This is a genomic window from Austwickia chelonae NBRC 105200 (genome assembly GCF_000298175.1).
GTDB lineage: Bacteria > Actinomycetota > Actinomycetes > Actinomycetales > Dermatophilaceae > Austwickia > Austwickia chelonae.
Map to the genome: position 1 here is coordinate 113,686 of NZ_BAGZ01000004.1, position 21,621 is coordinate 135,306.

16 protein-coding genes are annotated in these 21,621 nt (G+C 70.2%); 10 read left to right on the forward strand and 6 right to left on the reverse strand.

The features are described from left to right. Nucleotides 1-186: 186 nt before the first annotated feature. Nucleotides 187-2,061, forward strand: a complete 1,875-nt coding sequence (locus tag AUCHE_RS03095; protein ID WP_040321373.1) for an N-acetylmuramoyl-L-alanine amidase — start codon at nucleotides 187-189, stop codon at nucleotides 2,059-2,061. A 94-nt stretch (nucleotides 2,062-2,155) separates the two neighbouring features. Here the strand turns inward: AUCHE_RS03095 and AUCHE_RS17680 are convergent, their stop codons facing one another. Next, a complete protein-coding gene (locus AUCHE_RS17680; RefSeq protein WP_074788521.1) occupies nucleotides 2,156-3,697 on the reverse strand; it encodes a methyl-accepting chemotaxis protein in 1,542 nt (513 codons plus the stop codon). A gap of 243 nt (nucleotides 3,698-3,940) precedes the next feature. Here AUCHE_RS17680 and ggt point away from each other — a divergent pair, with 243 nt between their 5' ends. Further along, nucleotides 3,941-5,833, forward strand: a complete 1,893-nt coding sequence (gene ggt / locus AUCHE_RS03105; protein ID WP_006501812.1) for a gamma-glutamyltransferase — start codon at nucleotides 3,941-3,943, stop codon at nucleotides 5,831-5,833. A gap of 15 nt (nucleotides 5,834-5,848) precedes the next feature. Here ggt and AUCHE_RS15465 read toward each other — a convergent pair whose 3' ends face one another. After that, on the reverse strand, nucleotides 5,849-7,927 hold the full coding sequence (locus tag AUCHE_RS15465) for a prolyl oligopeptidase family serine peptidase (RefSeq protein WP_006501813.1): 2,079 nt from the start codon (nucleotides 7,925-7,927) through the stop codon (nucleotides 5,849-5,851). Nucleotide 7,928: 1 nt separating this feature from the next. Next, nucleotides 7,929-9,185, reverse strand: coding sequence for a YncE family protein (locus tag AUCHE_RS03115; RefSeq protein WP_006501814.1), 1,257 nt, complete (start codon nucleotides 9,183-9,185; stop codon nucleotides 7,929-7,931). A gap of 118 nt (nucleotides 9,186-9,303) precedes the next feature. On the opposite strand from AUCHE_RS03115, the gene amiA reads away from it, so the two are divergent. The 8 genes from amiA (at nucleotide 9,304) to AUCHE_RS15475 (ending at nucleotide 18,454) form a co-directional block, all read left to right on the forward strand. Further along, the gene (amiA, locus tag AUCHE_RS17395) at nucleotides 9,304-9,411 is read left to right on the forward strand and encodes a streptamidine family RiPP (protein WP_245706851.1); all 108 of its coding nucleotides are present in this window, start codon (nucleotides 9,304-9,306) and stop codon (nucleotides 9,409-9,411) included. 104 nt (nucleotides 9,412-9,515) lie between these two features. Next, nucleotides 9,516-10,241: a hypothetical protein gene (locus AUCHE_RS16895; protein ID WP_006501816.1), complete on the forward strand. Its 726-nt coding sequence runs from the start codon at nucleotides 9,516-9,518 to the stop codon at nucleotides 10,239-10,241. Beyond that, the gene (locus tag AUCHE_RS03125; RefSeq protein ID WP_006501817.1) at nucleotides 10,238-11,428 is read left to right on the forward strand and encodes a CocE/NonD family hydrolase; all 1,191 of its coding nucleotides are present in this window, start codon (nucleotides 10,238-10,240) and stop codon (nucleotides 11,426-11,428) included. Before AUCHE_RS16895 ends, AUCHE_RS03125 begins: the two co-directional genes overlap by 4 nt. Continuing rightward, on the forward strand, nucleotides 11,425-12,792 hold the full coding sequence (locus AUCHE_RS03130) for a YcaO-like family protein (protein ID WP_006501818.1): 1,368 nt from the start codon (nucleotides 11,425-11,427) through the stop codon (nucleotides 12,790-12,792). Before AUCHE_RS03125 ends, AUCHE_RS03130 begins: the two co-directional genes overlap by 4 nt. A 53-nt stretch (nucleotides 12,793-12,845) precedes the next feature. Then, nucleotides 12,846-14,192, forward strand: a complete 1,347-nt coding sequence (locus tag AUCHE_RS03135) for a hypothetical protein (protein WP_006501819.1) — start codon at nucleotides 12,846-12,848, stop codon at nucleotides 14,190-14,192. Nucleotides 14,193-14,214: 22 nt separating this feature from the next. After that, on the forward strand, nucleotides 14,215-15,882 hold the full coding sequence (locus tag AUCHE_RS03140) for an ATP-binding cassette domain-containing protein (RefSeq protein ID WP_006501820.1): 1,668 nt from the start codon (nucleotides 14,215-14,217) through the stop codon (nucleotides 15,880-15,882). Continuing rightward, nucleotides 15,879-17,561, forward strand: coding sequence for an ATP-binding cassette domain-containing protein (locus AUCHE_RS17685; RefSeq protein WP_006501821.1), 1,683 nt, complete (start codon nucleotides 15,879-15,881; stop codon nucleotides 17,559-17,561). Before AUCHE_RS03140 ends, AUCHE_RS17685 begins: the two co-directional genes overlap by 4 nt. A gap of 176 nt (nucleotides 17,562-17,737) precedes the next feature. Continuing rightward, nucleotides 17,738-18,454, forward strand: coding sequence for a CPBP family intramembrane glutamic endopeptidase (locus AUCHE_RS15475; RefSeq protein ID WP_074788495.1), 717 nt, complete (start codon nucleotides 17,738-17,740; stop codon nucleotides 18,452-18,454). Nucleotides 18,455-18,635: 181 nt separating this feature from the next. Here the strand turns inward: AUCHE_RS15475 and AUCHE_RS03155 are convergent, their stop codons facing one another. Genes AUCHE_RS03155 through AUCHE_RS03165 form a run of 3 tightly spaced genes read right to left on the reverse strand, consistent with a single transcriptional unit; the run spans nucleotide 18,636 to nucleotide 21,567 of the window. Further along, nucleotides 18,636-19,634 (reverse strand): ABC transporter substrate-binding protein, encoded by a 999-nt coding sequence (locus tag AUCHE_RS03155; RefSeq protein ID WP_006501823.1) that lies wholly within the window; start codon nucleotides 19,632-19,634, stop codon nucleotides 18,636-18,638. 32 nt (nucleotides 19,635-19,666) lie between these two features. After that, entirely contained in the window at nucleotides 19,667-20,506 is an 840-nt protein-coding gene (locus AUCHE_RS03160) for an ABC transporter ATP-binding protein (protein WP_006501824.1), read from the reverse strand. Continuing rightward, a complete protein-coding gene (locus AUCHE_RS03165) occupies nucleotides 20,503-21,567 on the reverse strand; it encodes a FecCD family ABC transporter permease (RefSeq protein WP_006501825.1) in 1,065 nt (354 codons plus the stop codon). The genes AUCHE_RS03160 and AUCHE_RS03165 overlap by 4 nt, the downstream gene beginning before the upstream one ends. Nucleotides 21,568-21,621: the final 54 nt, after the last annotated feature.

Consider the following 21,621-nt stretch of genomic DNA (forward strand, 5'->3'; position numbering starts at 1 on the left):
CAGCCCCCCTCCTTAGAGTGCCGATCAGCAGAGGGACATCCCGCTATCCCACAACCAAGATCACCGTCTTTATTTCAACAAGATTTCCCGATCAGAAGATCTGTGATACAAAGAGCCCGGCATCTCGGGGGGACTGTCCGGAATGCCCTTATCAACAAGGTGAGGAGCTTTGAACGAATGGTCCATATGGGGAGACGTTCCTTCATCGTCATGTCCGGTGCGGCCGCCCTGGGGATAGGGCTAGGTGCCAGCACCAGCCACGCAGCAGAAGAAAAAAGTAAAGAAACAAAGATCTACGAGGACGCCTCCAACAAACGAGGCATCCCGGTGACCGTCCTCGCCGCCTTCGCCCACTGCCAGAGCCGCTGGCAGGACCACGGCGGACGCCCCAGCGTCGGCAACGGCTTCGGACCGATGCACCTGATCGACGCCGCCGAACGCCAACGCGGACTCGAACGGGCAGGTAAGCACATCGCCGCCTTCGAGGACACCCTGGAGAATGCCACCAAGATCAGCGGGATCCCCGCCGACAAGATCCGGAACGACGCCGCCTCGAACGTCGAAGCAGGCGCCGCACTCCTGGCCCACCTCCAGAAGAAGGGCGGCCACCCCGTCGGCGCCGACACCAAACCCGAAGCCTGGTACCTCGCCGTCGCCAGAGCCAGCGGAATGTCGACGATCGAAGCCCAGAGCACCTTCGCCGACCGCGTCATGAAGACCGTCGCCTCAGGGCAAAAAGAAAAAATGGCAGACGGCCGCTACCTCGTGCTGGAGAAGAGCGAGGTCGGCTCCGTGGAAGCCCAGAAAGAAGTCCTGCTCCAATCACGAGTCGACGAAAAACCCGCACCCCCACCTGCGGAAAAGAAAAAAGTCGAGATCATCCCCTCGCCCTACGAAAAATATGGCGAATCCGAGAAAGACTACGGAAACCACGACCGGGCATTCCGCCCCAAAGCGCCGGCCATCAACTACATCATCATCCATGACACCGAATGCTCATGGGATGTCGCGATCAAGATGGTCAAGGACCCGAAGTTCGTCTCCTGGAACTACACCATCCGCTCGAACGACGGCCACGTCGCCCAACACCTCAAACACCAGGACATCGGCTGGCACTGCGGCAGCTGGTGGTTCAACATGCACTCCATCGGCATCGAACACGAAGGCCACGCCGCCCGCGGACACCGCTGGTACACCGAACCGATGTACGCCTCCTCCGCAGAACTCGTGAAGAACCTCTGCGAAGAACTCAAGGTCCCGATGGACCGCTCACACATCATCGGCCACGACCAGATCCCCGGTGAGAAGACCGAACAGATCCCCAAGATGCACTGGGACCCGGGCCCCTTCTGGGACTGGGAGCACTTCTTCGAACTCCTCGGCGCACCCCTGAGCCAAGGCACCAGCACCGACCCGATCAAGGCCGGCGACGTCATCCGGATCCTCCCCGGGTTCAAGGGCAACGCCCAACCCCTCACCGCCTGCGGGAAGGACGGCCCCTGCGAAGCCGGGAACACCAACTTCGTCCCGCTGCACACCAAACCGTCCACCAGCTCCGAACTCGTCCGCGACCCCGGGCTCCGCCCCAAAGGCGACCCCACCACCACCCAGGTCTCCGACATCGGCGCACGCGCCATCGCCGGAACCGAATTCGTCGTCGCCAAGGTCGAGAAGGACTGGACCGCCATCTGGTACCTGGGCACCCTCGGCTGGTTCCACAACCCGCCGTCCGCCCCCAAGGCCCGCAAGGTCACCGAGAAACGCACCATCGCGACCACCACCGCCAAGACCAAGATCTACGGACGAGCCGTCCCCGAGAAAGCCGCCTACAAGGACGCCTCCCGGTACCAGGAGATCAACTCCCTGGTCTACAAGGTCGAAGCCGGTCAGAAATATGTCGTCGGCGACCTGAACCCGCCCACCGCGTACTACTGGTCGAAGTCCTTCTCGATGGACACCCCGAACGACCACGTCCTGATCACCGGGAAGGACCGCTACGCCCTGGTCTCCTTCGGGCACCGGCTGGCCTTCATGAAACACACCGAGGTCACCCTGGGCTGACCACTCCCCCTTGACGTCCGGGCCGGCTCCTCCCGGGCGTCAAGGGCCTGGGCCGTCAGGCACCCCAGAACCCGACGGCCCAGGCATCCGACGATCAACCGTGACCCAGCACGCTGCGCGTCGTCCTGTGCTGTTCACCGAGCACCCCGCCGATGCTGCGCTGGACGTCGTTGATCCGCGCCACCGTCTCCGAAACCCGGTGCAAGGCCTGGACCACGCTGCTCGCATCCGCCTGGATCGCCTGCACCTTCTCCTCGACCTCCTCGGTCGCCTTCGCGGTCTCCTGGGCCAGGTCCTTCACCTCCCCGGCGACCACGGCGAACCCCTTGCCCGTATCCCCCGCCCGCGCGGCCTCGATCGTCGCGTTCAACGCCAACAGATTCGTCTGCTCGGCGATCCCCGTGATCACCTTCACGACGTCACCGATCTCCCGGCTGGAGGACGCCAGCCGCTCCACGACCGCCGACGCCTCGTGCGTGATCCGCGCCGCCTCCGCGGCCACCCGAGCCGCCTCCGCGACATGCCGCTCCACCTCGGTGATCGACGCCAACAGATCCTCGCCCGCCTTCCGGATCCGCATCGACGAACGCTGCCTGCCCAACGAATCCGACACCAGGAAAGCCGTATTGCGCAGCGCCTCCACCCGGTCCTCGCTGAGCGTCATCGCTTTCGTGCTGAAGAAGTCCATGGTGCCGACGATCTGGCCGTCGATCCGCAAGGGCAGACAGACCCCGGCCCGCACCCCCGCCCGGCCGGCAGCCGGCGCCCGCACACAGTCGGTGACCTGAGCCATGTCCGGCTCGAACACCAGGTCGCCGGTACTCCACGTCCGTCCGGCCAGCCCCACCCCCTTCGCGAAGGTCGACGTCCGCGTCACCTCACGGAACTCCGCACCCGCATCCCCCGACTCCACGTCGAAAGCCAGCACGCCCCGCTCGTCGACCCGCCACACCGACCCGTACGCCCACCCGAACTCCGTCCGGATGGTGTCCAACGCGGCCCGCATCGCAGCACGTTCGTCCTCAGCGGTGTTCACGTTGTGCAGCACCGCACTCGTCGCCTTCAGGTCGACCCTCGACGCCTCGATCCGCTCCACCGCGTGCAACCGGGTCAACGTCTGGCCCAAGGTGCACCCCACGATGCTCATCACCGGGACGATGCTCGGATCCTGCGGGCTGTCCCCGACGAACTCCAACACCCCGACCACCCGGTCGTCCTCCACCAACGGCAGAGCCAAGGCACAGACGACCCCCGCCGCCACCGCAGCCCGCGCCGCCACCCCCTCCGCCCGGGACGCATCAGGGACGAAGACGACATCCTTCGTCGCCCACGCCCGACCGGCCGCCCCCTCACCGAAGCGGTACTCGAAATCCGCGCTCCGCCCCCGCAACAACGCAGGCACCGAACCCACCGAGCGATACCAGGTCAGCTGCTTCTCACCCGGTGCGATATGCCAGACCAACCCGAAGGTCCACCCCGTGTCACGGACCACCGCCCCGAAACCACGATCGACGACATCGTCATAGGTATCCGCCCGGGTACAGGTCCGGACCAGCTCGGCCAGGATCTGCAGATCCGGCAGATCGACCGTCGACGCATCGACGATCGGCGCCCGTCGGCGGGGAAAAAGTGGCATCTGTGAGACTCCCGGGTCCATCCACCTGCTCATCGCAGTCGGTTCAGCCACCAGATCGGCGCTGCGACAGGGTTACCAAGGCGAAGAGAGACGGCAATCACCGGACGCCCCGGAGAACACCCAACCGGAGGCACCACCCTTCGCCCGCGCACTCACGAAAAAGACCCCACCCCGGGCCGAACACCTGACCGAATAATGAGTTCTCCTCTTTACCTAGCGAGTTCATGGACCTAATGTCACGCCATGACCGCCCGGAAGACCGTACGACGTCGCACCGCGACCACCCTCAGCAGCACCGTGATCCTCGCGCTGGCCCTACCCGCCACCGCCACCGCGTCCGTCCCCATCAACACGACACCGCACGCCGACCCCCGCACCGCCGCGCACACCCGCCCCGGCCCCGTCGTCGAACGCACCCCCAAGGTCGCCACCATGACCGGCAGCGGCGGCGCCGTGACCAGCGTCGACCCCGTCGCCAGCCAGGTCGGCATCGACGTCCTCGCCCGTGGCGGCAATGCCGCCGACGCCGCCGTGGCCACCGCAGCCGCACTGGGCGTCGTCGAACCGTACGCCAACGGGATCGGCGGCGGCGGATACTTCGTCTACTACGACGCCGCCCGCAAACAGGTCTCCACCGTCGACGGCCGGGAAAGCGCACCCCGCAGCATCACCGCCACCTCCTTCCTGGAGAAGGGCGCCCCGATGAACTTCGCCAAGGCCGTGAACTCCGGCCTGTCCGTCGGCGTACCAGGCACCCCCGCCACCTGGAAACGCGTCCTCGACACCTGGGGAACCCGCAGCTTCGCAGACATGCTCGCCCCCGCCGAGGAGATCGCCCACCGAGGATTCCTCGTCGACGCGGACTTCGCGAAAGCCACCGCGGAGAACGCCCCCCGCTTCGCCCGATTCCCCGACACCGCGAAGATCTTCCTGCCCGGCGGGAAACCCCTCCACGTCGGCGCCGTGCTGCGCCAACCCGACCTGGCCAAGGCCTACGGCGAGCTGCGCCGCCACGGACCGGCCGCCATGTACCACGGCCAGATCGGCAAAGCCATCGTCGACACCGTCAACCGCCCCCGCACCGCACCGGGAGTGCAGGTACCCGCCGGGGGCATGACCATGGCCGACCTGGCCGCCTATCGCACGAAGACCCCCACCCCCGTGAAGAGCACGTACAAGGGGCACGACTACTACGGGATGGGCGGATCCTCCTCCGGCGGAGTGGCCGTCGCCGAGACCCTGAACCTGCTGGAGGCCTACGAGAAGAAGACCGGGACACCGCTCTCCGCCGTCGACGAGGCCCAGTACTACCACCGGTTCGCCGAAGCCACCGCCACCGCCTTCGCCGACCGCAACCGATGGGTCGGCGACCTCCCCGGCGTGCCCCGCGGCGAACTCGTCTCCCCAGGCTTCGCCGCCGAACGCGCCTGCGGATTCACCCCCGGCAAAGCCCAGGCCCGGCCGATCGCCTTCGGCAACCCCGACGGGAAATACGGCGACTGCACACCCCCCGCCAAAGGCAAACCCGGCAAGGTCAACGACGGACAGGCCACCACCCACCTGACCGTCGCCGACAAATGGGGCAATGTCGCCTCCTACACCCTGACCATCGAACAGTTCGGCGGCAACGGCATGGTCGTCCCCGGCTACGGCTTCCTGCTGAACAACGAACTCACCGACTTCAACTTCGCCCCGATGACCCCGGGCGTCCCCGACCCGAACCTGCCCGCACCGGGCAAACGTCCGCGATCCTCCATCAGCCCGTCGATCCTGTTCAAGGACGGACGACCCGTGATCGCCGCAGGCGCCGCCGGTGGCGCGACCATCATCACCACGACCGCACAGACCATCACCGGGATCATCGACCGGAACAAGAATGCGGCCAACGCCCTGGGCGCCCCCCGGATCTCCTCACGCAACACCGGGGCCACCGCCGAACCCTCCCTCATCAACAGCCCGGTCGGCCGCGCGCTCGCCGCAGCGGGCCAGCCGATGAAACCGGTCACCCACATCGGCCGGGGCACCGCGATCCGCATCCTGGGCAACGGCCGCTTCGACGCCGGAGCCGAACCGGCGCGGGGCGGCGGCGGGTCGGCGATGGTCGTCCGCCCGGACGGGGTGAAGGGCACCCGCTGACCCGACGACGACCGATCAAGGCCGGGGTCTGACGTCGCGAACCCACCGGTGCGCACACGTCAGGATCTCGACCAGTCGGGCGTCGGCGGCGACCCGGCCGTTCCCGCTGTGACCGGCCGGGGTCGCCCGCAGGGTGGCCTCGACGCCACGCCGGGCCGACTCGCGGACCCACCGGACGGCGTCACCAGGATCGACCCGGGCGTCCGCCTGCGGGGAGAAGACCAGACAAGGCGGCGGGGCCACATCGTCCGGAGCGGCCTCGAGGACCCGCACCGGCGACAGGGCAACCAGGTCGACACCGGGCTCGCCCACCCCGAACTCCGCCTCCCAATGCCGCCCGTACGGGTGCCTGTCCCGCAGATCGACGACATCCAACAGGGGCGCGGTCAGGACCAGCCCGGCCAGACCGGGACGGCGTAAGGCCGCCGAAGCGGCCAGCCAACCACCGTGCGACGCCCCGACCAGCACGATCGGAGCGCCTCCTGCGCCGAGGGCGTCGATGACGTCGACCAGGTCGTCGACGGCGCGCCCCTTGGCCGTTCCCGATCCGGCGCGATGCCAGGCCGGGCCACGTTCGCCGCCGCCGCGCACCTGAGCGGCCGCGGTCGTCCCGCCGAGGGCGGCCCAGGCGAGCGCGGTCGGGGCCGTCTCCAGCTGGTGGGTGACCCCGAAGCCGCCGTAGCAGGTGAGCAGGATCGGAGAGATCGCGGTGCTCCCGGTCGTGGCGGTGTCGGACGTCGTGGGCTGTTCGGCGGCTGCGGTGTGCTGTCCGGGCGTCGGGGTGGGTGGTCCGCTTGTCGGGGTGGGTGGTCCGCTTGTCGGGGTGGGTGGTCCGCTGGTCGGGGTGGGCGGACCGCTTGTCGGGGGAGCCGGCCTGGCGCGGGGGACGGTGATCGCGACCCCGTCGCCGGCGACGACCCGGAACATGTCGAGCACCAGAGAATCCCCTGAATTTTGTTGCCCAAGAACGGTTTCCGAACCGTCGAGGAGTGCCGTCCGCGCCCTGCAGGGCGACAGCGGAGAACCGACCGACCACCACAGCCGGTCGTCGACGAGCGCCCATTCGGCCAGCCGCTCCCCGGGTGCGAGGCGGACGATCTCCTGCCATCGGTCGGCTCGGGCGGGCGGGTCCGGGTCCGAGTAGTCAGGGCCGGGTCGTTCCGCGACGTAGAGGACGGTCGCCGGGTCGAGGTTGCCGGTGCCACCGGTGGTGTCGACCGCGCCGGTGGTGTCGGTGACGGGACGGTCGACGGCCAGGGCCCAGTGGGTGTCGCTCCCGGTGATCGCGCGGACGTCGGCGCCGATGCTCCCGGCGGGCAGCCGCAGACGGCGGGCGGGGGCGCCGCCGGTCTCGGGGAGCAGGGTCACCTCCTGGCCGAGGAGGAGATATCCGGCCGGGCAGTTGAGGAGACGTCCGGTGCCGGGAGGCAGGTCGAGGGGGCGGGACGCCCAATGGGCGTCCGCTGTCGAGCTGCCGGGGTGGAGCCGCCACAGGGTGGGGCGTCCGCCGGTGGCGTTGACCAGGGTGACGCCGGACGGCCCGCTGGTCACGCGGGTTCCTGTGCCGGTGGTTCCGTCGGGCAGGGGCAGTTCGGTGTGGCTGCCGTCGGGCCGGTGGAGGAGTGCGCTGCGCGCGGTGAGGGTGACGGCGGTTCCGGTGGTGGGGTCGAGGGCCAGTTGGGCCGGGCGGATCGGGGGCCCGTCGAGGACGGTGACGGCGGGTTCGCCGACGCGGATGCGGGCGAGACGTCCGTGGTCGGCGCCGGGCCCGGCGAGGGTGACATAGCCGGTTCCGTCGTGGTGCAGGGCGATCCGCAGCGGGCGTTGTCCGTCGGGGAGTCGAAGGGCGTGGTCGGGCAGGCTCGCCCGCCAGGCGGTGCAGGGCAGGTCGGGTTTCCTCCCGTACAGGAGGAGGAATCGGTCGGCGCCGGGGGGACGGACGCATTGGACGATCCGGCCGCCTGCGCCGACGGGGGCGCCGAAGGCCGGGGTGGCGGCCCATCGGGTGATGATCTCCGCGCAGGCGGTGGGGAGGGGGTCGGGGGTCGTCGACGGCGCGGGGGTCGTCCTCCGCGTCGGGGGCCGGGTCGGCATGTCAGCGTCCGACGCCGTCGACCTGCGGGTGGGGTCGGTTGTCGCACCAGGCGAGGAGTCCGCCGAGGTCGAGTGGGGTGGGCCAGCCCACCTGACGGTGTCCGCCCTGAGGTGCTGCGGTGTCGACGAGGTGGAGGATCCCGTCGCCGCCGGAGGTGACGGCGACCAGGGTGCCGTGCGGGTCGGCGGTGACGGAACGTCGTTGGGCGTTCTCCCAGGGGGAGTGCCCGGGGCGGGGTGGGGTGTTCATGGCGGGCAGGGGGATGCGCCGTCCGAGGCGGGGCGGGGTGTCGTCGTCCGGGACGGTGACCACGATGATCTCGTCGCCGTCGGGGTGGACGCGGGTGAGGGCGACGCCGCCGGCGAGGGGTGCGCAGCGGAAGATCAGGCCGGGGCCGAGGTCGACGGCGTGGGTGTTTTCGCGTCGGGGGTCGTGGATCCACAGGGCATTGCCCCAGGTCTGCCAGGAAAGGGGGTCGCCGCCGCCGGAGCGGACCACGCTGAGGGCTCGCTGCAGGGTGTGTGACCAGCGGAGGAACCATCCGCGTCCGGGTGCCTGCCAGGGCAGGGTGCCCTCGGGTCCAGGGGTGTCGCCGGTGAGTGTCCAGCGGCGGACGCCGGTGGTCTCGGCGACGAGGAGGTGGTCGGTCCCGGGGAGGAGGAGGTCGCCGTGGGCGCTGTCGTCGGAGCCGGGGTGGTCGGTGCCGCGGAGTCGGGGGTTGCCTTTGGGCGCGGCCAGGACGTCGGTCAGTCGGATGATCTCGAGGGATCCGGGTTCGCGGTGGCGCAGGACGATCCGGGCGTTGTCACCGGTTCCGTGGATGACGACGCCGGGTTCGCCGGTGCGGCAGCGGATGCGGCGGGCGTCGGGTTGGTGGGGGTCGGTGAGGTCGATGACGGTGAGCAGGTCGCTCCAGGGTTCGGGGTTGGCGCCGAGGCCGGTGGTGACGACGAGGTGGCGGCCGGTGGGGTCGGCGGCGAAATGTTCTGCGGGGGTGGCGACGGGGATGGCGGCGGTGATCGCCCGGGGTGCGGGTCGTCGGGGGTCGATCAGGATCGTCCGACCGATGAGATCGTCGACGAAGGCGAGGGTGCCATCGGGGAGTTGGAGGACGCCGGCATGCTCGGAGAGACCGAATTTTCCTGATAGGCGTGTACTTTCGTCTGCGGCCGGATGAGCTGGGTCGATGAGGTGGATGGTGCCCGCGCAGTGGTCGGCGACGAGGAGCCGGGGGCCGGGCAGGTCGGCATTCCGCATGAAATCACCTTATTGCATACGAGATTCATTCTCATTAGAGTGGCGGCCTCGGCTCCCGGGACCGCAGGCCCTCAACCCTGAGGCCGACCGGGAATCGGGCAACCAGAAGGAGTACGTCATGCAGAACGAAGTCATTCAGGTCATGACCGAGATCGAGGAGACCGAGCAGCTGGCCCACGAATCCGCCAGCCACTCGAACGCCCTCGTGGAGAACCCCTTCGACTGATCGGGGCACGAGCCGGCCACCGGCCGGAACCGATCGGACCCCCGGGAAACGTCCTGTGTCTCCCGGGGGTCCACCCCTCAGCCCACCCCACGAGAGGCCAGAGCATGCAGGCGACCCCGGCACCCGACCTCGTCCGCACCCCCGAGGGCACCGCCGTCCGCACCGGCGACGGCCGCTGGTTCAGACTCAACGGCGAACCCGCCCCCGAACAGATCACCGCCCAGATCCACCACCTCCACGACCGCCGCGCAACCTGGGCCGACTGCGGACCCCGCCACCTCCACCTGCACACCCCGGGACACGCCACCCACCCCCTGCTCGACCGCATCGCCGACACCCTCCGCCGACACCAGATCGACATCACCCTCGGCGAACCACCCACCCGACCCGCCGACGCCCTCGTTGTCCTCGACCACGACCACACCCGCCGCGCCACCCGCCCCCTGACCGCCGCCCACGCCAACACCCACATCTACCGCGAAGGCGACCTCTGGTTCGTCGACCCCCTGCACGTCGCCCCCGACGACCCCACCGCAAGCCAAGTCACTCGACGCAGACTCGCCGCCAGCCAAGCCCCCCGCGAACAACTCACCTGGTGGCAACAACACGACCCCGGCGACGACCTCGACCACCTCGACGAATCCACCACCTGGCGCATCGTCCACCGCATCGTCGACATCCTCCACGCCGAATGGACCGGCCCCGGCACCCGCCCGGCCCACCGACGCACCCTGTGGCGACACGACCACATCACCGGCACCACCAGTACCCACCCCGTACTGGGATTCCCCGAACCCGCGCCCCTGCCCCCACGCGCCCCCTCCACGTGACCCCCGCGAGCGCCACCGGACACGCCACGGCCGCCGCCCGGCCGCCCGTCGCCGACGGACCTGCCAGGAACACCCGGTTCGCCGAGATCGCCGGGCTCGCCACCGACCGGCACCGCGTACCGCACGCCCCCGCGCACATCCTGCTGCGCACCCCCTACGGTCGGCGATCCCCCGCCGCCCGCTCCTGGGCCGGCCACGGACTCGACCTGACCGCCCAGGACGTCCGCGGACGGTACGACTCCCCCGGCCGATGGGAACCCTACGGCGGCCACGAAGCCCGCGACGGACTGGCCACCCTCGACCGACTCGACCAGCTCGACGACTCCCCCGGACAGAACCGCGCGCGCCACCGGCGCCCCGTCGTCCTCGCCGGCGCCTCATACGAAGCCTTCACCGCCCTGGAATGCGAACGCGCCGCCCTCGACGCCGACCGCGCCGACCGCGCCGACCGCGCCGACCGCGCCGACCGCGCCGACCGCATCGTCGCCGTCGTGCTCATGGTGCCCGCCCTCGGCCTGTGGGAGACCGCCCACGACGCCGACGGCACCCCCCGCTGGCGTGAACGCATCGGCTGGTGGCACGAACACGGCCTCTCCCGCACCCCCCGGACCCCCCTGCCCGCCGACGAACTCGACCGACGGACCGCCGTCGCCCACACCGACGGCCCCGACGCCCTCTTCCCCGACGAGGACTACGGCCCGGGAGCACATCAGGCATGGATGCGGCTGTGGTCGGCACCCCGCACCGACCTGACCCGGTGGGCCCTCCCCGGCAGCGCCCCCGTCCTCGTCGTCACCGGTGCACACTGCCCCCTCCGCGAGGACGCCCACCGGCTCGTCCAGGAATTCCACACCGCCGGAAGACCGGTCAGCGTCCTCGACGGCCCCTGGGGGCACCGTCTGCTCGCCGACCTGCCCGCCGAGCACCCCGTCGGAGCAGCGATCCGCACCCGAGGAGGACTCCGGGCCCCGCTGCGCGCCTGGCTGAACCACAGACTCGCCGCCGGCGGACACCCGCAGCTGCCCGCCCCCGTCCACCACCCCGAGCACGTGTCCGTCGGGGGTGAGGACGGCAGGGCCACCGTCGTCACCCCCGACGGGCACGCCCACACCCTGCCCCTGAACGACTACCTGGACGTCGCCGCTCGCGCCGCCGTCCGGCCCCGGGAAGAAAGGTCCCAGCGATGAGCGCCCTCCCGATCGAGACCCTCGTCGACCCACTGACCGGTGTGATCCGCTCGGTGAAAGACGTCCTGACCCCCGAACACGCCCCGGCGGCCTACACCTCCATGACGGCCTCGGTGGCCGACGCCCGCCACCTGGGCGACTGGCCGGCCGACCGGGTCTCCCTGGGCACGACCTTCGGCGACCCCGCCGGGGCCCGGATCGCCGCGATCGGGGAGGCCGTCGAACGGTACTGCGGGAACTACCTGCCCGAAACCCTCGACCCCGATCTGCTGCGGGTCGCCACCCGGCGGGAACTGCGCGCCGACGGCCTGGACGTCATCGCACTGTCCGACCTGCCGTCCTGGGCGGACTGGCAGACCGCCCGTCCCGGGTTCGAATACACGCCGTTGACCGAGGGCACCCCGACCCTGTGGGCCCGGTGCCGACGGGAGGACGCGACCGCGTGCTGGTGGCCCAGCGCGATGGTGCACCTGAACTGGCGGCAGCGGCGCTTCCGCCACCTGCCCAGAGTCCTGCACCTGAACTACGCCGGGATCGCCACCGGGCAGGGCGTCCAGGACGCCACCGACCGCGCCGTCCTGGAGATCCTCGAACGTGACGCCCTGGAGGTGTGGTGGCATCTGGGCGGGCCGACCGTCGGGGTCGACCCGGACAGTGTGCCCGGGCTGGCCGAGGCGATGGCCGGCTGCCCGCTCACCTACTGGATCGTGGACATGCCCTCCGAGTACGCGCCGTGCATGGGCGCCCTCGTGCACGACCGGCGGACGGGGATCTACGCGGCCGGTTTCTCCTGCAAGCTCGACCCGGCCGAGGCGGCCCGCAAGGCCGTGCTGGAGGCGGTGCACACCTGGATCTACACGCAGGGCACCACCGCGGGCGACGGGTGGGTCTTCCGCGCGATCGACCAGGGGTTGATGGCGCGGGGCCTGCACCTGGAGCATCGGGCGGACGGCCTCTACCTGGATGCGGCCGGGCCGACGATGCAGCATGTCCGCGACCTGGGCGCCCATGTCCAGGTGTGGCAGGATCCGCGCACCCATCACCTGGCCCGCCGATTCACCGACCCTGCCCGCGGAGTGCTGCCCATCGAGGAGTTCGCGCCGGTCACCACAGCTGAGGTGTACGAGCGGCTGCGGGCGGACGGGCGGGAGGTGCACACCTGCGATCTGACGACCTCCGACGTGGCCCAGACCTCTCTTCGGGTGGTGCGGGCGTTGATCCCCGGGCTGGTGCCCAATGCTCCGGCAGCCTTCACCTACCTGGGATGTCCCCGGTTCGCCGAGGCGGCCCGCGCCCGCGGGTGGGGCGACGGGGACACCTCCTCCCCGGAGAAGGTCACCCGGATCCCGGCGCCGCACATGTGAGGACGGCCCGTCGTCCGTCCTGTTCCTCCGTCGAGCCCTGAGAGGTCCGTGTCATGACTGGCGTTCCTGCGTCCCGTGCCCTGTCCGTGGACGGGGTGGTCGGCGGCCTGTTGGCCGGGGCCTTCGACGCCCGCGACCCGGGAGGACCGCGGCCGCCTGGTCCTCGGGCGACGCGCTGGTCCGGGCCGGGGCTGTCGCCGTCGGGGCAGGCGCGCATCCCGGTGGGACGCTGGCTTCGGGAACTGTTGTACAGCTCGGAGTTCCACCGGGATGCGCAGGGTCGGCCGATGTCGACGCCGCTGCGGGCCGTCCCGTCGGCGGGCGGCTGCCAGCCGGTGACGGCGCACGTGATCTGCGGGGCCGGGTGTGATCTTCCCCCGGGGGTGTACGCCTTCCAGTGCGACACCGGTGATTTCGTGGCCCGTTACGGGGGGCGGCCGCCGGTCGGCGTGCAGGGTGCGGGTCCGCCGGTGGGTGCCGAGGTGGTCTTCTCGGTGCTGCCGCAGCGGCCGTGGGGACGTTATGTGCATCGGTATCCGCCCTTGCTCGTCGCGGACACGGCCTTCGCGGTGTGCTGGTTGGGGGTGCTCGCCGAGCAGGCGGGGGTGTCGGCCCGCTGGTTGCCCGATGCGTCCGGCGCGGCGGCGGCCCTGGGTTTGCCCGGGTATCGGCGGTGGGTGGAGCGGTGGCCGGGCAGCGCCCCCGAGTTGATGACCGCCCGGGTGGTCCTGGGGGGTGGGGTCGACGGTGTCCGGCCGGATCCGCTGTGTGCTTCGGTGGTTCCGGTGCCGGACGAGGAGCGTCGTCCTCATCTGCTGCCGGGGTTGTCCGAGGAGGTGCTGTTGCCGTCGTGGCGGGAGCCGGTGTGCGTGGCCGGTGACGGGTGGCTCCCGGCGTTGGCGGCGGCCCGGTTGGTTTCTCGGCGCAGCGCCGATCCGTGGGGGTCTTCCGGTGGCGTCGACGGTGGGGGCCGCGCCGGTGTGCCGTCGTGGGTGGGCGGGCTCGTCGACCGGGTCGCCGGGGTCTTCGCTTCGTCGCCCTGTCGTCCTCGGGTGACGGCGGCCGGTGATCCGTTCCGGGCGGGTCTGTCGGCGCGGTGTTCGGGGCAGCGGTGGGTCGAGGACGCCCCGGTCCTGGTGGATTGGACGGTGTCCGGGTCGTCGGATGTCCCGGCGGAGGTTCTGCTGGGTCGGGCGGAGGTGCATTGGGTGGCGGCCATGGAGGCTGCGGCGTTGACCGTGCACGTCCACGCCGGCCGGGCGGAAGGTGCCGGGTCGTCGGGAAGCGAGGGCCGGGCGGAAGGTGCCGGGCCGTCGGCGAGGGCGTCGTCCAGGGTCGTCGCCGGGTGGACGTCCGACGGGTCGGTGCCGCCGGTGCTGGCCTTGGCGATCTGGCCGTGACCACACAGAGCGGAGCACTTCGATGATCGACCGGCGTCTCTGGCTCGCCGTCCGCCCTCACCGGGCGCGCCTCGCCCTGACCACCGGGCTGTTGTGCCTGATCACCGTGTCGTGGTGGATACAGGCGGTGGCCCTGTCGGTGGCTCTGGCCGCCGTGGTCGCCGGTGACCACGACCGGGTCGTGGTCGGCGCGATCGGGGTGGTCACCTGTCTGTCGGTTCGGGCGGTGCTGCGGGAGTGGCAGGTCCGCTCGGCCTTACGGCTGGGCGAGGCCGTCCGCACGGACCTGAGGCGAGGAGTGCTGCGGGCCTGTCTGGTGCCCGAGCGTCTGCACGACGCACAGGACCGGATGGGTGCGCGGGTGCTGGCGGCCACCGACGGGGTCGACGGGGTCGACAAGTACGTCTCCTTGTACATCCCGCACGTGGTGCAGGTGTGGGTGATGCCGCCGCTGTTGATCCTGGCGGTCGGCGCGGCCTATCCGGTGGTCGGGCTGGTCGCGGCGGCGGGGGTGCTCATCGCGGTGGCCGGTCCACGCTGGTGGGACAGGTTGATGACCCGGCGCGGCGGTGAGCACAGCGACACCTACGAGAGTCTGTCCGCGGACCTGTTGGAGAGTCTGCGCAGTATGCGGCTCCTGCGGGCGGTGGGCGCGGTGGAGCGGCGTCGGGCGTTGTTGGAGGGGCGTTCGGAGGCTCTGCACCGGGCGACGGTCCGGGCGATGCGGGTGTCCTTGGCCAGTACGGCGGTCATCGACGGCGGGGTGCAGGTCGGGGTGGTGGTGTCGGGGCTGTGCGCGGCGGTGGTCGCGGCCGGGGGCGTCCTGCCCGGCGGGGTGGGGTGGTGGTCGCAGATGACGCCGTTCATGGTGTTGATGTTGGCCTCGGAGATCTTCCGTCCGGTGCGTGACCTGGCTCGTCAGTGGCATGCAGGATATGTGGGTCTGTCGTTCATGAGTCAGGTGGGCAAGGCGCTGCCGGACGGGGTGTCGGGGGTGCTCGCCCGCACCGGGGAACCGGGGGGCGCGCCGCGGCCGGTCCGTGCCGAGGACGTCCGGGCGGTCCGGATCGAGGAGGTCTCCTTCTCCTGGCCGGACGGGACTCCGGTGTTGACCGGGGTGTCGGCCCACTGGCCGTTGCAGGGGCAGGTGGTGGGGGTGGCCGGTCCGTCGGGGGTGGGCAAGTCGACCCTGTTGGACATCGTGAGCGGGTTGTTGTCGCCGACGGGAGGCCGTGTCGTGCTGGAGTGTTCCCGCGGGGAGCGGGCTCCTCGTCCGGAGGATGTGGCGGTGGTCTCGCAGCATCCGGTCTTCCTGGCCGGGTCAATCCGGGAGAACCTGCTGGTGGCTGCGCCGCCGGAGACTTCCGACGAGGTGCTGGTGGCGGCATTGCGGGCGGCGGCGGCGCCGGAGCTGGCCGAGCGCGGCCTGGATCATGTGCTGGCCGAGGGCGGTCGTTCGCTGTCCGGGGGGCAGCGGCAGCGGTTGGCGATCGCTCGGGCCCTGGTCTCGGACCGTCCGGTGATGGTCCTGGACGAGCCGACGAGCGCCTTGGACGGCGACCGGTCGGCGACGGTGATGCAGACCCTCGTCCGGGAGTCGGCGCGACGGGTGGTGGTGGTGACGGCGCACCGGGCTGAGGCCCTGGCGGCCTGCGATGTGGTGCTCGATCTGGAGGGTGTGCGGCGATGACCTCTTCGTCCCCGGTGTCGCCGGTGGTGTCCGAGGCGGTCGGTGTCCGCCGTGATCCGTTGTGGGCTCTGTTGCCGTGGTTGCATCCGGAGCGTCGCGCCCTGGGGTGGACCTTGGCGGTGGATGTGCTGGCCAGGCTGCTGCTGGTGGGTCAGTCGGTGGTGTTGACCTGGGCGGTGGCCGAGGCGGTGGTGCACCGGGTGTTGCCGCCGTGGTGGCTGTGGCTGGTCGGTGCCGCGTTGATCGTCTCGCGGATGGTGTTGACCTGGCACGAGATGGACATTTCCCATGACGTGGCCTACCGGGTGTTGGCGCATCTGCGGGCGGCGCTCTTCGGGGGTTTCTCCCGGGGGGTGCCGCGGCGGGCGCCGGGTCAGCACACGGGCCGGTTGGCGTCGACGGCGATGGGCGATGTGGAGACCTTGGAGTTCTTCTACGCCCATACGGTGCCGCAGTTGGCGTCGGCGGGTCTGTTGTTGGTGGGTGGGACGGTGGTCGCGGCGGTGGTGTCGCCGTCGTTGTCCGTGGTGTTGCCGTCGGCGGCGGTGGCCCTGGTGGTGGCGGGGTTGGTCGGTGCCCGTCGGGCTCGGGTGTTGGGTGAGCGTGCCTTGGTGGCGAAGGAGTCCTTGGCTGCGGTGACGGTGGATGTCTTCGGTGCGGCTCGGGAGGTGATCGCCCATCAGGTGGTGGGTCGGTGTGTCGAGGACGTGGTGGCGGCCGGTCGTCGGGCCGATCGGGCCCGGGCCAGGGTGGAGGTGCATCAGCAGCGGCAGGATCAGGTGCGTGAGGTGGTGGTCCTGGCCGCGGTGTTGGTGGTCCTGGTGGTGTCGAGTCGGTCTGCTCTGTCGGGGCCGGTGGCGTCGGCGGTGACGGTGGGGGCGTTGGCCTTGTTGGGGCCGGTCGCGGAGGCGGCGACGACGGTGACCCGTCTGCAGCCGCTGCGGGCGGCTGCGGGCCGGGTGGTGGAGGGGATCTCCTTGCCGGTGGAGGGTTTGTCGGAGCCGGTGTCGCCGGTGGCGGTCGGGGAGGGTCCGTGGGGGTTGTCGGTGGAGGGGGTGCGGGTGGACTTCCCGCAGGAGACGGTGAGTGTGCCGACGGTGGTGGTGCGGCCGGGTGAGCGGGTGGCCTTGGTGGGGCCGTCGGGTTGTGGGAAGAGCACGGTGGTGAATGTGTTGTCGGGGGTGTGGGTGCCGGACGCGGGGTCGGTGTCCTTGTGGACGGTCGGGGGTGGCCGGGTGGCTCTGGGGGAGCTTCCTTCCGAGGTGCGTTGTCGGCGGATCGCGGTGGTCGATCAGGAGTCGACGGTGGTGCACGGCACGGTTCGGGACAATGTGCGTCTGGGGCGGCCGGGGGCGTCGGAGGAGTTGGTCCTGGCGTCCTTGGAGCGGGCCGGTCTGGTGTTGGAGGGTCCGCGGTGGGTTGCGGGTCTGGACACGGTGGTCGGTGAGGGGGGTCTGTCGTTGTCGGGTGGTCAGCGGGCCCGGTTGGCTTTGGCGCGGGCGTGGGCGCAGGAGCCGTCGGTGTTGGTGTTGGACGAGACGACGTCGGGTCTGGATGCGCGGACGGAGGCCGATGTGTTGTCCCGGTTGTGTTCGTCGGGGCGGGGGACGACGGTGGTGGTGGTGTCGCATCGGGAGTCGACGGTGGCGGCGATGGATCGGGTGATCCGGCTGGGGTGAGTCGGGGTGGCTTCGGCCTGGTGCGTTGTGCGGGGGGTGGGGCCGTCCGGGGTGGGTCGGTGCCCTGTTCTGTGCCGATATGTACTGGCCAGCGGCTCGACGGCGGTCTCTGGCCTCCAGCGGGGACGCAGCTGGGAAGCAGTGTTATATCAGCTCATCCACGCAGCATATATGACATGACCATGCCTGTCGGGGGCCATCCTGCTGCCGAGCCCTCACCATTACCCGTCCGCAAACTCGTCGCGATCACCGTCGGCCTCAGCTTGATCTGGCCCGCGGTCTCCCTGATGTTCAGCCCGATCACACCCGGCTCCTACTCCGACTTCTTCCACGACCCGCTCCGCTTGTTCCTCCGGGCCGGCGTCCCGATGATGTGCACCGCTGTGGTGATCACCCTTTTCCTGAAGCGACACGGCACCTTCGACCGGCTCTGGCGCGAACCGCCCTCGATGCCGCAGCCGACCTGGTGGATGTTCGCGATCGCTTTCATTCCGGCGGCAGCCGGCGCTCACGGGGTCGTCCTGCAGACGATCAACCTCTTCCAGGACAAGGCCGCCTTCGTCCTGGCGACGGTGCCGACCATGTTGGCGGTCGGTTACGCCGAGGAGATCTTCTTCCGCGGATTCCTCATCGACGAGATGCGCCGCGCCAATGTCGACGAGGTGAAGGTCGCCGTCATCAGCTCAGCGCTCTTCGGGTTGTGGCATGCCCCCAACTTCCTCGTCGGGACCGAGCTGGTCCAGCTCATCACCCAGCTGATCACGACGTCCATCGCGGGCTTGGCTTTCTACTTCATCCGCCGCGCAACCGGTCTGCTCTGGCCGGGCATGCTCGTCCACGCCTGCTTCGACATGCAGGCAGCGGCCAGATTCCTCGCCATGGGCAACGGTTGATCCTCGCCTTCGGCCTGATCGCGCCGGCGACCTACGCCGAGGCGTCCGGCGAGGATGCCCGGCTCCGTGGTCCACGCCTGCCGGGACATGACGGCGGCGTCCCGGCACCACTGATTCTCGTGGGTGACGGCGGTGGGGGAGGAGCGTTCCGGTCCTCCCCCACCGCCGTGTCCTCCTGGGGTCACAGGGCGTCCGGGTAGAGCCCTTTCGCGACGGCTTTGACGGCGTCGACATTGCCCAGCACGCCGGGCATCACGTCGGTGGACTTCAGGTTGATCAGCCGGTTCTCCTTGACCGCGGTCACCTGGGGGAAGGTGGCGGTCAGGTAGGCGCGGGCCTTCTCGCCGAGTTCGGGGGTCTGTGTCGCGAAGACGATCGCGTCGGGGTTCTTCGCCAGCAGGGTCTCCGGGGAGATCGCGGCGGCGAAGAATTTCTTGAACTCCTCGTCGGTCGGTTTGAACAGGTTGTCCCCACCGGCCCGTTTGATGATGTCGTACTCGACTCCGGCACCGATCGCGCTGATCTTGCCTTCGTCGACGAAGAGTTGCACGACGGTGGGTTTCTTCTTGCCGGCGACGGCTTTGTCGACGGCGTCCAGGTCGGCGGTCGTCCGGTCGGCCAGTTCCTGGGCTTCCTTCTGTCTGCCGAGCAGGGTGCCCAGGTTCTTGATGTCCTCGACGGTGTCGGTGACCGTCGCCGAGGCGCGCCGGGTCGTGCATCCGCCGGTGGAGATGTACGAGCTGGCGCCGGCCTGGGAGAGCTGGTCCTGGGAGGCGAAGCCCTGTTCGGCGTTGAACTCGTACGAGGTGGGGGCGAGGACCAGCTCGGGGTTGACCGTCATCAGTTTCTCCCGGGCGGGGGGTTTGGTGTCGCTGAGCAGTTGGGCCTTGTCGTGGGTGATGCTCTCGCTGATCTTGCCGGTGCGGTTCTGTGCCTCGCCGACGATCTTGTCGGCTGCGCCCAGTTTCACAACGAGGTCGGTCAGGCCTGGGGTCATGGTGACGATCCGGGCGGGCGTCTTCCCCGGGTTCACCGTCTTGCCGCAGTTCTGCACGGAGGCTGCGGAATTCGCGGATGATTTTGCGCCGGCGTTGTCGACGCCCTGCCCGCAGCCGGCGAGGAGGAGGACGAGGACGGCCGGTGCGGCCAGCAGGCCGGGACGGGGTCGGGCGAGGGCCATGACGGTCCTTTCGGAGGTGGTGGAAGGGGTGCTCAGCGTGGGCCGACGCAGGATGCGGCGGCCGTGGCGGTCCGCTCGGGCCGATCGACGGCGATGACCGTCCGGCCGGTCCGAGGGTGGACGACGTGGTGGGTGGTGACCCGGAAGACCGGGTCGAGGGTGTCCGGGGTGAGGACGTCCTCGGGGTGGCCCTGCGCGACGACCGAGCCGTCGACCAGGAGGGCGAGTTCGTCGCAGTACTGCGCGGCGAGGTTCATGTCGTGCAGGGCGGCGAGCACGGTCACCCCGCGGGCGGCGACCCGTTCGAGCAGGTCGATCTGGTAGCCGACGTCGAGGTGGTTGGTGGGTTCGTCGAGGATCAGCAGGGGGGTCTGTTGGGCGAAGGCGCGGGCGAGGAGGACGCGTTGTTTCTCACCGCCGGAGAGCGAGCTGAAGATCCGGTCGGTCAGGTGGGTCGCTTCCACGTCGGCCAGGGCTTGGGCGACGATCTCCCGGTCCTGGTCGGAGTCGGCGCCGAAGCCCGACTGGTGGGGGGTCCGGCCGAGCATGACGACTTCTTCGACGTGCATGGAGAAGTCGCTGGTGTGTTCCTGGATCATGACGGCGACGAGCCGGGCGAGTTGGCGGGGGCGCAGGGTGGCGATGTCGGTGCCGTCGATGGTGATGTGGCCGGCGGCGGGTCTGGTCATCCCGCTGGCGGCGCGGATGAGGGTGGATTTGCCTGATCCGTTCGGGCCGAGCAGGCCCAGGCAGCGTCCGGCGGGGAGGTCCAGGGTGACGCCGTGGACGATGCGGCGGCCGCCGAGGTCGACGCTGACGTCGTGGAGGTGCATGGCGGCCGGGGCCGTCGGCGGTGTCAGGGGGGTCTTCATCGGTGCATTCCTCCTCGGACGGCTCCGGCGGTGCGCATGATCCACAGGAAGAAGGGCGCACCGAGGACGGCGGTGACGATCCCGATGGGGACCTCGACGGGGTCGGCGATGGTGCGGGCGAGCAGGTCGCAGACCATCAGGAGGACAGCTCCGGCCAGCACGGTGACCGGCAGGGTGCGTCGGTGGTCGGAGCCGACGAGGATCCGGGTGACGTGGGGGACGACCAGTCCGACGAAGCCGATGCCGCCGGCGACGGCGACGGAGGTGCCGGTGAGCAGTGCGGCTGCGGCGAGGGTGAGTCGTCGGGTGCGTTGGACGTCGACGCCCAGGGAGGTGGCGGATTCGTCGCCGACGAGCATGGCGTTGAGGACGCGGCTGCGGCTGATGGCGACGAGGGCGACGACGACGAGGGCGAGCAGGGGCCAGACGATCTTCCCGAAGTCCGCTCCGGAGACCGATCCGAGGGTGAAGTAGAGGACGCTGTAGACGTTCTGGGCTTCGGTGCTGATGGTGAGGTAGTTCGTCAGGGCGGCGAGCAGGGTGCCCAGGGCGACGCCGGCGAGGATGAGCCGTTGGGGGCTGATGATGCCGTCCTGGCTGGCCAGGAGGTGCACGAGGACGGTGGCGAGGAGTGCTCCGGCGAAGGCGGCGGCGCTGAGGGAGAGTCCGGCGACGGCGGTGCTGCCGAGGACGATGACGAGGACGGCACCGAGTCCGGCACCGGAGGAGACGCCCAGCACGTAGGGCTCGGCGAGGGGGTTGCGGACGACGGCCTGGAGGAGTGCTCCGGCGAGGGCGAGGCAGGATCCGACGACTCCGGCGAGCAGGGTGCGGGGCAGTCGGAAGTTCCAGACGGCTTGGTCCTGGGCGGGGCTGAGGGTGCCGTCGGTCATCCAGCTCATGCCGGGGACGAGGTGTCCGACGACGAGTTGGGCGGCTTCGGTGAAGGTGGTCCTCAGTGGTCCGGTGGCGCCGGAGACGACGATCAGGACGGGGATGGTGAGGGCGAAGGCCAGGGACAGCAGGTGGGCTCGGCGGGTGAGGTGGCGGGTCGAGGACACCGCCTCATCATAGAGTGAGAATCATTATTAATATCAGGTGACGATCAGCCGCTC